Origin of the sequence: uncultured Bradyrhizobium sp., from assembly GCF_936943645.1 — a bacterium.
Lineage (GTDB): Bacteria > Pseudomonadota > Alphaproteobacteria > Rhizobiales > Xanthobacteraceae > Bradyrhizobium.
In genome coordinates this window covers 19,165-30,552 of the sequence record NZ_CAKZJO010000100.1, presented here as the reverse complement: position 1 = coordinate 30,552, position 11,388 = coordinate 19,165, and the positions used below count along the sequence as shown (strand labels likewise).

General features: G+C 65.0%; 11 protein-coding genes. 3 read left to right on the top strand and 8 right to left on the bottom strand.

Going from position 1 to position 11,388, the window contains the following annotated elements; all coding sequences use genetic code 11:
• Window positions 1-242: 242 nt before the first annotated feature.
• The 4 genes from acpS to rpoZ all read right to left on the bottom strand — a co-directional run bounded on the left by acpS (window position 243) and on the right by rpoZ (window position 4,337).
• Window positions 243-662, bottom strand: a complete 420-nt coding sequence (gene acpS, locus Q0743_RS28435) for a holo-ACP synthase (protein WP_298244774.1) — start codon at window positions 660-662, stop codon at window positions 243-245.
• A complete protein-coding gene (locus Q0743_RS28430) occupies window positions 659-1,411 on the bottom strand; it encodes a pyridoxine 5'-phosphate synthase (protein WP_298244773.1) in 753 nt (250 codons plus the stop codon). Before Q0743_RS28430 ends, acpS begins: the two co-directional genes overlap by 4 nt.
• Before the next feature lie 41 nt (window positions 1,412-1,452).
• The gene (locus Q0743_RS28425; protein WP_298244772.1) at window positions 1,453-3,738 is read right to left on the bottom strand and encodes a bifunctional (p)ppGpp synthetase/guanosine-3',5'-bis(diphosphate) 3'-pyrophosphohydrolase; all 2,286 of its coding nucleotides are present in this window, start codon (window positions 3,736-3,738) and stop codon (window positions 1,453-1,455) included.
• 206 nt (window positions 3,739-3,944) lie between these two features.
• A complete protein-coding gene (gene rpoZ / locus Q0743_RS28420) occupies window positions 3,945-4,337 on the bottom strand; it encodes a DNA-directed RNA polymerase subunit omega (protein WP_008133017.1) in 393 nt (130 codons plus the stop codon).
• A 331-nt stretch (window positions 4,338-4,668) separates the two neighbouring features.
• Between rpoZ and Q0743_RS28415 the strand changes: the two genes are divergently transcribed.
• Both Q0743_RS28415 and Q0743_RS28410 read left to right on the top strand, forming a co-directional pair.
• Window positions 4,669-5,316, top strand: a complete 648-nt coding sequence (locus Q0743_RS28415) for an NYN domain-containing protein (RefSeq protein ID WP_008133019.1) — start codon at window positions 4,669-4,671, stop codon at window positions 5,314-5,316.
• On the top strand, window positions 5,297-5,971 hold the full coding sequence (locus Q0743_RS28410; RefSeq protein WP_298244771.1) for a uracil-DNA glycosylase: 675 nt from the start codon (window positions 5,297-5,299) through the stop codon (window positions 5,969-5,971). The genes Q0743_RS28415 and Q0743_RS28410 overlap by 20 nt, the downstream gene beginning before the upstream one ends.
• Here Q0743_RS28410 and Q0743_RS28405 read toward each other — a convergent pair.
• Genes Q0743_RS28405 through dapA form a run of 4 tightly spaced genes read right to left on the bottom strand, consistent with a single transcriptional unit; the run spans window position 5,968 to window position 8,441 of the window.
• The gene (locus Q0743_RS28405; RefSeq protein WP_298244770.1) at window positions 5,968-6,549 is read right to left on the bottom strand and encodes a peroxiredoxin; all 582 of its coding nucleotides are present in this window, start codon (window positions 6,547-6,549) and stop codon (window positions 5,968-5,970) included. The genes Q0743_RS28410 and Q0743_RS28405 overlap by 4 nt on opposite strands.
• A gap of 4 nt (window positions 6,550-6,553) precedes the next feature.
• On the bottom strand, window positions 6,554-7,027 hold the full coding sequence (smpB, locus tag Q0743_RS28400) for an SsrA-binding protein SmpB (protein WP_018644570.1): 474 nt from the start codon (window positions 7,025-7,027) through the stop codon (window positions 6,554-6,556).
• Between the two features lie 59 nt (window positions 7,028-7,086).
• Window positions 7,087-7,527 (bottom strand): large conductance mechanosensitive channel protein MscL, encoded by a 441-nt coding sequence (gene mscL, locus Q0743_RS28395; protein ID WP_298244769.1) that lies wholly within the window; start codon window positions 7,525-7,527, stop codon window positions 7,087-7,089.
• Between the two features lie 23 nt (window positions 7,528-7,550).
• Entirely contained in the window at window positions 7,551-8,441 is an 891-nt protein-coding gene (gene dapA / locus Q0743_RS28390) for a 4-hydroxy-tetrahydrodipicolinate synthase (protein ID WP_298244768.1), read from the bottom strand.
• Between the two features lie 278 nt (window positions 8,442-8,719).
• Here dapA and Q0743_RS28385 point away from each other — a divergent pair, with 278 nt between their 5' ends.
• Window positions 8,720-11,137 carry a lytic transglycosylase domain-containing protein gene (locus tag Q0743_RS28385; protein ID WP_298244852.1) on the top strand — a complete coding sequence of 806 codons (2,418 nt, stop codon included), beginning with the start codon at window positions 8,720-8,722 and terminating at the stop codon, window positions 11,135-11,137.
• The last annotated feature ends 251 nt before the right edge of the window (window positions 11,138-11,388 follow it).

The window sequence follows — 11,388 nt, the reverse complement described above, 5'->3', positions numbered from 1 at the left end:
CAATTCCGGCCGGCGATCACAGAGCGCCCTCCTCCCGCGAACGGCCCACCGGTTCGCGGCGCAAGGAGATTGTCCTGATTCTGATAGTGAGGGCCAATTCCGGCGTAAAGCCGAATTTGCCCAAGCTGATTTGCGTCCGCGGACTTTTAGACGGTTGTCGGAGGCCACGCAATCAAGGATCGCATCAAAACTCGATAAGATATTGATTTTCAATAGGAATTATAAAAGAACCGCAGCCGCAATCAGGACTTGGCCAGCGGGACGGCGGAAATGATGACAAAGGCCTGCGCCAGCGGCCAGTCGTCGGTGATCGACAGGTCGATCCGGGGCTCGAACCCGTCCGGCGTCAGGGCCTGAAGCCGGGCCAGGGCGCCGCCGGTCAGTTGCATGGTCGGCCGCCCGCCCGGCAAATTGACCACCCCCATGTCGCGCCACCAGACCCCGCGCCGAATGCCGGTGCCGAGCGCCTTGGAGCAGGCCTCCTTGGCCGCGAAGCGCTTGGCATAGGTCGCCACCACCATCTTCTCGTTCTTGGCGCGGCGCTCCGCCTTGGCCCGCTCGGCCGCAGTGAAGATGCGGTCGAGGAAACGCTCGCCGTGACGCTCGATCACCTTGGCGACGCGGGTGATGTCGATCAGGTCGGAGCCTATGCCAATGATCATGCCCGGCTCCGGCCGCGGTCCATCGCCGCGCGCATCTTGCGCACCGTCTCGGCGAGGCCCACGAACAGCGCTTCGCCGATCATGTAGTAACCGATGTTGAGCTCCATGATCTCAGGCAGCGCCGCGATCGTCTCCGCGGTCGCATAGTCGAGCCCGTGACCGGCATGGACCTCGAGCCCGGCGGCCGTGGCCAGCTTCACCCCCGTCACGATCCGCTTCCACTCGGCCTCGGCTTTCTCGGTGTGGCCGTCGGTGACGGCGTCGCACCAGGCGCCGGTGTGGATCTCGATCACGGGCGCGCGCAGCCGCGCCGCCATCTCGATCTGGGCGGGATCGGCGGCGATGAAGAGCGAGACGCGGATGCCCGCATCGGTCAGCCGCGCGATGTAAGGCGCAAGCGCATTGTGCTGGCCGACAACGTCGAGCCCGCCTTCGGTGGTGACCTCCTGGCGGCGCTCCGGCACAAGGCACACGGCATGCGGCCGGGTGGCGAGCGAGATGCGCATCATGTCGTCGGTCGCCGCCATCTCGAAATTGAGCGGCTTGGAGATCTCGGCCTTCAGGCGCGCCATGTCCTCGTCGCGGATGTGCCGGCGATCCTCGCGCAGATGGGCGGTGATGCCATCGGCGCCGGCCTCGATCGCCAGCAGCGCGGCGCGCACGGGATCGGGATGGCGGCCGCCGCGCGCGTTACGCACGGTTGCGACGTGATCGATGTTGACGCCGAGGCGGAGCTTCGAAGCGGGCATTTCAGGACTCACGAAATCGGAAAGACGATTACGACGGACGTCTATCCATTAACACGTTCGACTTTGGCGACGACGGCCTTGGCGCGCAGCTGGGCCAGGATCGCGCTCAGATGCTTGAGATCGTAGACTTCGAGATCGATCGTCGTCTCCGTGAAATCGGGCGAGCGGCGCTGCATGCTGATGTTGTCGATGTTACCGTCGTGCTCGGCGATCACGGTCGCGATCTGCGCCAGCGCGCCGGGCTCGTTGACGTTCTCGACCTTGATGCGGGCCGGGAAGCGCTGCGGCGCGGAGTCCTCGATGTCCCAGCGGACGTCGAGCCAGCGCTCCGGCTCCTCCTCGAAATCCTTCAGCGCCGGCGCCTGGATCGGGTAGATCGTGATGCCTTCGCCCGGCGTGACGATGCCGACGATGCGGTCTCCGGGCACGGCGCCGCCGTTCGGCGCGAACTTGATCGGCAGATCGGAATTGATGCCGCGAATCGGAATCGCGACCGGGCTGCGCGGCGGCTCCGACGATTTCTCCTTGAGCTTGGCGGCGAGCCCCTTCTTCACGCCGTAGCGCGCGATCCGCTCCTCCTTGTAGTCGGGATACATCGCACGCGCGACGTGGGAGGCCTTGATTTCGCCGCGCCCCACGGCCGCCATCACGTCCTCGATCGAGGTGCGCGCGAGCCGCGGCAGCGCGCCCTTGAGCTTGTCGTCGGCGTATTCGATCTTGGCGCGCTCGAACAGGCGCTCCACGATGCGCCGGCCCAGGCCGGCATATTGATCGCGCACCGCGGTCCGGGTGGCGCGGCGGATCGCAGCGCGGGCCTTGCCGGTGACCGCAAGCGTCTCCCAGGCCGAAGGCGGCGCCGATTGCGCTTCCGAGGTCAGCACCTCGACCTCGTCGCCGTTCTGCAACTCGGACGACAGCGGCGCGAATTGGCCGTTGATCTTGCAGCCGACCGCGCTGTTGCCGACGTCGGTATGCACGGCATAGGCGAAGTCGATCACGTTGGCATGGCGCGGCAGCGCGATCAGCTTGCCCTTCGGAGTGAAACAGAACACCTGGTCGTGGAACAGCTCGAGCTTGGTGTGCTCGAGGAATTCCTCCGGATTGGCGCTCTCCGAGAGGATGCCGATGGTGTGGCGCAGCCAGGCGAAGGCGTTGGATTCGCGCTTGAGGAATTCGGTCGGCGAGCCCACGCCTTCCTTGTAGAACACGTGCGCGGCGATGCCGCGCTCGGCGATCTGGTCCATCGCCTCGGTGCGGATCTGCAGCTCGACACGCTGGTTGCCGGGGCCGATGACCGTGGTGTGGATCGAGCGGTAGTCATTCTGCTTCGGCGTCGAGATGTAGTCCTTGAACCGCCCCGGCACGACCGGCCAGGTGGTGTGAACGATGCCGAGCGCGCGATAGCAGGCCTCGATGTCGTTGACGACGAGGCGGAAGCCGAAGATGTCGGACAATTGCTCGAAGCCGACCGACTTGCGCTCCATCTTGGTCCAGATCGAAAACGGCTTCTTGCGGCGGCCGTAGACCCTCGCCCCCAGGCCCCGGTGGCGCAGATTGTTGGAGAGCTGGTCCTCGATCTCGCCGATCAGATTGCGGTTGCGCTCGGCGAGCGCGTCGAGGCGCTGCATCACCACCGAATAGGCCTCGGGATCGAGGGTGCGGAAGGACAGATCCTCCAGCTCCTCGCGCATTTCCTGCATGCCCATGCGCCCGGCGAGCGGCGCGTAGATGTCGAGCGTCTCCTCGGCGATGCGCCGGCGCGATTCGGTCGGCACGAAGTCGAGCGTGCGCATGTTGTGCAGACGGTCGGCGAGCTTGACCAGAAGCACGCGGACATCGTCTGCAATCGCCAGCAGCAATTTGCGCAGATTCTCGGCCTGCTTGGCCTCCCGCGACACCAGCTCCAGCCGCTTCAGCTTGGTCAGGCCCTCGACCAGCGCGCCGATCTCCGGCCCGAAAATCTGGTCGATCTCGGCCCGCGTCGCCTCGGTGTCCTCGATCGTATCGTGGAGCAGCGCGGCCACGATGGTGGCGTCGTCGAGCTTGAGGTCGGTGAGAATCGCCGCCACTTCGAGCGGATGCGAGAAATACGGATCGCCGGAGGCGCGGGTCTGCGAGCCGTGCGCCTTCATGGCGTAGACATAGGCGCGGTTCAGCAGGTCCTCGTTGGTGTTGGGATTGTAGGACCGGACGCGCTCGACGAGGTCATATTGACGCATCATCCGCGCGCGGGGCTTGGCCGGGCGCGCGACCGGCGCAGTCGGGGCCACGGCAACCGATTCGGTTGCGGCCTGCATCTGCGAGGGTCTGCGACGCCGATATACCATTCCGTCCTGCCTTCAAACGGGCCTGGGCCTGCCCGTTGTATACATCTTAGCTCCGATCGCGTTTGTGTCCGATCAATTCAGTGACAGGGCGCATCGCCAATCGACCACGCTATGGTAACCACGAAAACGTCAACAAAAGCAAAGGCCCGAACAATGGTTCGGGCCTTTGATAAAATCACAGGAAATCGACGATCGCGACGGACGATTTACTCGTCCTCCTCGGGCTGCTCCTCGGGCGGGGCGAGGCCTTCGAGACCCTTCAGCAGCTCCTCCTCGGTCATCCGCTCGACAGCGACCTCGGTATCGTCGGCATCGACGCTGGCGCCGGCGGAACCGATCAGCGGCACCGTGTCCGGTTCGGGCTCGTCCACCTCGACGAACTTCTGGAGCGAGTGCACCAGCTCCTCGCGGAGGTCCTCCGGCGAGATGGTCGTGTCGGCAATTTCGCGCAAAGACACAACAGGGTTCTTGTCGTTATCGCGGTCAACCGTTAGTTGTGAACCGGACGAAATCATGCGGGCACGGTGGGCGGCCAGCAGGACCAAGTCAAACCGGTTGTCGACCTTGTCGATACAATCTTCTACGGTGACGCGAGCCATGGACTGTCGCTCCGTTGTGGGTGGGACGAAATATGTGGATGATTGGGGCTAGTTATAGGGGTCAGGCCGGTTTCGCAAGGCCAATTTGTGATTTGGCCTCGCCAAACGGCTCTGCTACCCCCACATTGGGGCTGGGATGGGTGGTTTCCCGGGCTGCCATCGAGGGCAGCGTCGGGTCTATGCAAGTCCGCCATAACTATACCTTGATTGCCCCGACTTCTCCGGATTTGCAGTTTCGAGGGTCTTAGCGGCACTTTAGAAATGCGCGGCCTGCTGTCGCCGCGCCAACAATAAAACGATCAATCACGAACACACTACGCGAGCAAACTGAATGTCACCTTCTCCGACCAACAAGATCGCGCTCTTCATCGATGGGGCCAATCTCTACGCGACGGCCAAGACTCTGGGCTTCGACATCGATTACAAGCGCCTGCTGAAGGAGTTTCAGAGCCGCGGGACGCTGCTGCGGGCATTCTACTACACCGCGATCATCGAGGATCAGGAATACTCCTCGATCCGCCCGCTGATCGACTGGCTGGACTACAACGGCTACACCGTCGTCACCAAGGCGACCAAGGAATTCATCGACGCCTCCGGCCGCCGCAAGGTCAAGGGCAACATGGACATCGAGCTCGCCGTGGACGCCATGGAGCTCGCCGAGCACATCGACCAGATGGTGCTGTTCTCCGGTGACGGCGACTTCCGCTCCCTGGTCGAGGCCGTGCAGCGCCGGGGCGTGCGGGTCACCGTGATCTCCACCATCGCCAGCCAGCCGCCGATGATCGCTGACGAGCTGCGCCGCCAGGCCGACGTCTTCACCGATCTCGTCGAGCTACAGTCCAAGCTCGGCCGCGATCCGTCCGAACGCCCCGCCCCGCGCGACCGCGGCGAGCGTGGCGAAGGCCGCCACCACGCCCCGCAATTCCTCCAGCGCGCAACCACGATGGCGCCGAGGGGCGATGACGACTTCGAGGAGTGAGGCGGCACGGTCCAGCCGCCAGCCTCCCACCGTCGTTCCCGACCGTGATTGTCCGCTCTGTCCGCGCCTGGTTGCCTTTCGCGCGGCAAATCGCGCGCGCGAGCCGTCGTGGCACAATGCGCCGGTTGCGCCCTTCGGCGACATCAAGGCGCGCCTGTTGATCGTCGGCCTCGCACCGGGGATGCAGGGGGCCAATCGCACGGGACGGCCTTTCACCGGCGATTATGCCGGCGACCTGCTCTACGCCACGCTGCTCGAATACGGATTTGCCAAAGGTACCTACCAGGCGCGGCCCGATGACGGCCTGAAGCTGGTGGACTGCCGGATCGCCAATGCCGTGCATTGCGTTCCGCCGCAGAACAAGCCACTGCCGGTCGAGATCAATACCTGCCGGCAGTTTCTGGTCGCCAATCTCGAGACGATGCCGAAGCTGCGCGCGATCATCGCGCTCGGGCGGATTGCGCACGACAGCGTGCTCAAGCCGCTGAAGCTGAAGGCCTCCCAGGCCCCCTTCGGCCATGGCGCCGTGCATCAGGCCGGTGCGTTCAGGCTCTACGACAGCTATCACTGCTCGCGCTACAACACGAACACCGGCGTGCTGACGCCCGACATGTTCCGCTCGGTGTTCGCCAAGGTGAAGACGGATCTCGATTAGGCTTTCGCGGGATTGGCCTTCAGCCAGTCGAGGACGTCGCCGGCGTTCCGGTCCGGCGGAAACACCGGATAGAACACGTGCGTGATGCGGGCGTCGTCGATAACAAGCGCAAGGCGCTTGATCAGCGTCAGGCCCGCGACCTCCATGGTCGGCAGCTTCAAGGCGTTGGTGAGCGCCAGCTTCTCGTCCGAGAGCACGGGGAACGGCAGATGCAGCCGTGAGGCCATCTCGGTCTGGTATGCGTTGCTCTGGGTCGAGAGGCCGAACACATGGGCGGCGCCGGCAGCCTTCAACTCGGCGAACAGATCGCGAAACGCACAGGTCTGCGGCGTGCAACCGCGCGCGCCCGGGATCATGTCCCAATCGTCCACCAGCGCGATCTTGCCGGGCTCGCCGGTGCGCGGATAGGCGAATACCACGGTTCGGCCGTGCAGGGCCGACAGCGTCACGGAGGTGTCGTTGGTCGCCAGCAGGCCGATCGGCGGCACCACCATGCCTGCAAGATGCGCGGCCCCACCGTCGTCGGCGGGCGCGGGAATCTGGCTCCAATCGACCTCGAGCAGGTTCCGCTGATTCATCGCGCTATCCCCTCGCCCGCAGCAGGCGCCCCTTCTCGCGGCTCCAGTCGCGCTTCTTCTCGCTCTCGCGCTTGTCGTGCAGCTTCTTGCCCTTTGCAACCGCGAGCTGCAATTTGGCGCGACCACGCTCGTTGAAATAGAGCTTGAGCGGGATCAGCGTCATGCCCTCGCGGTCGACGGCGCCCATCAGCTTGTTGATCTGCCGACGATGCAGCAGCAGCTTTCGCGGCCGCTTGGGCTCGTGATTGAAGCGATTTCCTTGCAGGTATTCGGGAATGGTGGCGTTGATCAGCCAGATCTCGCCGTCCTTGGAATCGGCGTAGGATTCCGCGATCGTGCTCTTGCCGTTGCGGATCGACTTGACCTCGGTTCCGGTCAGCGCAATGCCCGCCTCGATCGTATCCTCGATCGCATAGTTGAAGCGGGCCTTGCGATTTTCCGCCATGACCTTGATTGGACGTTCGTTTTTATCGGCCATAGTGGACAAACCTGAGGAAGATGCAGGCGTAAGCTAGCAGTCTGGTTGAAGCGCGCGCGTCACTTCTTGAGGAGATCGCGGATCTCGGTCAGCAGCACGACCTCGGCCGACGGCCTCGGCGGCTCCGCGGGCTTCGTCTCTTCCTTCCGCTTCAGCGTGTTCATGGCGCGGATCACCAGGAACAACACGAAGGCGACGATGATGAAGTTGATCGTGAGCGTCAGGAAGCTGCCGTAAGCAAGTACGGCGCCTTGCTTTTTCGCATCCGCTAAATTGGTGGCGGTGACCGCCTTGGACAAGGGGACGAAGTAATTCGAGAAGTCGAGCCCGCCGGTCGCGGCACCGATGACCGGCATGATGATGTCACCGACCAGCGATGTGACGATGGCGCCGAAGGCCGCGCCGATGATGACGCCGACGGCGAGATCGACGACGTTGCCCTTCATGGCGAACTCACGGAACTCCGTGAGCATTTTCCTACCCTTCTCGTCGACGCTCATGAACGGCTCCCCGACTGGCTGGATCAGTTGATCAGCCCAGCATGAACCATGGCGCTGCGCACGGCAACGCGCGTCGACTCGGTGACCGGCACCATCGGCAGCCGCAGCGTCTCGTCCAGCTTGCCAAGCAGCGACATCGCATACTTGATCGGTGCCGGATTGCTCTCGATGAAGAGGTTGTTGTGCAGCGGCATCAGCTTGTCGTGGATCGCAAGCGCCGCCTTGGTGTCGCCCTTCTGCCAGGCGGCGTGGAATTCCGAGCACAGGCGCGGCGCGACGTTCGAGGTCACCGAGATGCAGCCGTGACCGCCATGGGCCATGTAGCCGATGATGGTGGCGTCCTCGCCCGAGAGCTGGTTGAAGTCCTCGCCCATGGCGGCACGTTGCTGCGACACGCGGACCATGCTCGCGGTGGCGTCCTTGACGCCGGCGATGTTCTTCAGCTCCCACAGCCGCGCCATGGTGTCGACCGACATGTCGATCACCGAGCGCGGCGGGATGTTGTAGATGATGATCGGAATACCGATGGCGTCGTTGATCGCCTTGAAGTGCTGGTACATGCCTTCCTGGGTCGGCTTGTTGTAGTACGGCGTCACCACCAGCACGGCATCCGCGCCCGCCTTCTCGGCGTGCTGGGCGAGCTCGATCGCCTCCTTGGTCGAGTTGGAGCCGGCGCCGGCAACAACAGGCACGCGGCCCTTGGCCTCCTCGATGCACCACTCGACCACCTTCTTGTGCTCGTCATGGCTGAGCGTCGGGCTCTCGCCGGTGGTGCCGACCGGGACGAGGCCGTTGGTGCCTTCGGAGATCTGCCAATTGACCAGGGAGCGGAACGCCGCCTCGTCCAGCGAGCCGTTCTTGAACGGGGTGACCAAGGCGGTGAACGATCCCCGGAATTTCGTCTTGGCTGCCATGGACTTCCTCCGTACGCGGCTATTTCTCGAGCAAGCCCTTTCATATCGGGTCTACCCCGCCGGTAAAAGGCCCGCAGCCGTGTGACGCACCGTTTAGGCCGCGATTTTGCCGCGGTGGTGGTGCAAATCGGCCCGAGGTAAGCGGCTGTTGGTATTTTGTCCGCATATTCAATCAAATACAGCTAGATCTTGAGCCACTTGACTGATTCGGGGCGACGAAACCCGTGACCTCATTCCCTCGTGCCGCCTGGCGATCCACCGGCCTCGTCCTGTGCCTGATGGCAGGGCTGTCGGTCGGCAGCGCCGTCCTGGCCAAGTCCAATGAGACGGCCGCGGAGACCGCCAAGGACACGGCAAAGCCCGCCGCCAAGGACGCAGCGAAAGGTTTGTCCAAGGGAACCAACAAGGGAGCCAACACGGGAGCCGGCAAGGGAACCTCCAAGGACGCAACCAAGGGCGCGAGCAAAGCCACAACGGCGGCCCCCGCCAAGGACGCCGCGAAGAAGCCGGCCAAGGATAGCGGCAAGGATACCGGCAAGGATGCGGGCAAGAGCGCCGGCAAAGGCGCCGCGAAGGACAAGCCCAAGCCTGCCGCGGCGGCGGCTGCGCCGAAGCCGCATCCGGCCGCCAGCAGTTCGCCGAAACCGGCCCACGCGCCGGCTGCGACGGCGACCGTCAGACCTTCCGCCCCCGCCCCGCGCCCCGTCGCAGCCCCCGTGCTGGCTCCGGCAACCCGTCAGCATGCCGCGCCGCGCAAGCCGGTTGTCCCGGCCGCGGTCGCCGCGACGTCGTCGACGCCGCAGGGCGACAAGGAGACGCTGGAGAGCGTCATCGAGCTGGTGCGCAAGCGCAAGGCGGGCGACGCCACCGATGCCGCTGCCGGCATCTCCGATCCGGTTGCGCGAAAGCTCGCGGAATGGATCATCCTGCGCAGCGAGGACAATGGCGCGACCGTGGAACGCTACCGCGCCTTCCTCTCCGCCAATCCGAGCTGGCCCTCGCAGACCTTCCTGCGCCGGCGCCTCGAAGCTGCGATGTGGGACGACAGGCGCGACGAGTCCGTCGCATGGTCCTGGTTCGAGAACGAGTCTCCGATCTCCGCCAAGGGCCGCTTCACGCTCGCCAGGGCGATGCTGGCGCGCGGCGACCGCGCCAACGCCGAGCGGCTGGTGCGCGAGGCCTGGCGCAGCGATCCGATGTCGGAGGACACCGAGAACAACGCGCTCGAACAGTTCGGCGCGCTGCTGACGGCAGGCGACCAGAAGGCGCGGATGGATACCCTGCTCTACGGCAGCGAGAACGAGGCCGCGATGCGCGCTGCCAGGCGCCTCGGCGCCGGCTATGTCGCGCTGGCCAAGGCCCGCATCGCCGCCGTCAGGAAGGCGCCCAACGCGCGCGCGCTGCTCGATGCGGTGCCGCGCGAGCTGCACAGCGATCCCGGCTTCATCTTCAGCAAGATCCAGCTCTTGCGCCGCGAGGAGAAGTTCGCTGAAGCGGCGCAGCTGATGCTGTCCGCGCCGAAGGATCCGGGCCGCCTGCACAATCTCGACGAATGGTGGATCGAGCGGCGCCTGCTGGCGCGCAAGATGATCGACACCGAGGAATTCCGCAGCGCCTATCTGATCGCGCGCGACGGCGCGCTGCCCTCGCGCGACATCTACAAGACCGAGCAGGAGTTCACAGCCGGTTGGATCGCGCTGCGCTTCCTCAACGATCCCGCCGCCGCCAGCCAGCATTTTGCCCGCATCGGCGTCGGCAGCGTCAATCCGACCGCGCTGGCGCGTGCCGGCTATTGGCAGGGCCGCGCCGCGGAAGCGATGGGCCGTCAGCAGGAAGCGCGCAACGCCTATGCGCGCGCCGCCGAACAGTCGACCAGCTATTACGGCCAGCTCGCGCGCGCCAAGCTCGGCCTGCCGCAGATCGAGCTCAACAGCCAGCCGCGCGGCCGCGGCGCCGAACGGCTCGAGATCGTGCGTGCCGCGCATCTGCTCTACGAGCTCGACGAGCGCGAGATGGCAATCCCGCTGCTGGCCGACATGGGCGAGAATGGCGATCCCGAGGCGCTCGCCGGCCTCGGCGAGCTCACCCAGCGCTACAACGACGCGCGCGGCATGTTGCTGCTCGGCAAGGCCGCGCTCAACCGCGGTCTGCCCTTCGACTTCTACGCCTACCCCGTCAACGGCATTCCGCAGTTCACGCCGATCGGCCCCGAGGTCGAGCGCAGCATCGTCTACGCGATCGCCCGGCAGGAAAGCGCGTTCAACCCGCGTGTCGTGTCGCCGGCCCAGGCCTACGGGCTGATGCAGGTGACGCCGGACGCCGCGCGCTACGTCTGCAAGCGGCACGGCGCCACTTACGATCTCGGCCGGCTGAAGAACGATTCGGTCTACAACGCCACGCTTGGCTCGGCCGAGCTCGGCGGGCTGCTCGAGGATTACCGCGGCTCCTACATCATGACCTTCGCCGCCTACAATGCCGGCCGCGGCAGCGTGAAGAAGTGGATCGACCGCTACGGCGATCCGCGCGATCCCAAGGTCGACGCGGTCGACTGGGTCGAGCTGATTCCGTTCTCGGAGACGCGCAATTACGTGCAGCGGATCATGGAGAACCTTCAGGTCTACCGCGCCCGCTTCGGCGGCGGCACGCGCCTGCAGATCGAAGCCGATTTGCGCCGCGGTGCCGGCAGCGTGGAATAGCGGCGCTCCTGGTCGGCTGCGCGTAGATTAATGCCACCATCTTGCTGCGCATGAACAGCAACAGATCATGGGCGGCGATCCGTGATGCTGCCGGTCCTCCAACGGTCTGGATTGGTGGACAATAAAGGAGGCATTCACCCCGCAATGCTTCGGCAACCGCTTTCACCGAACGACCATGTCGCTCCTCGGCCTCCGCGATAACCAGGAGAATGTTCCGCTGTGGAACAGTAAGATCCAGAGCGCTCGCCCAG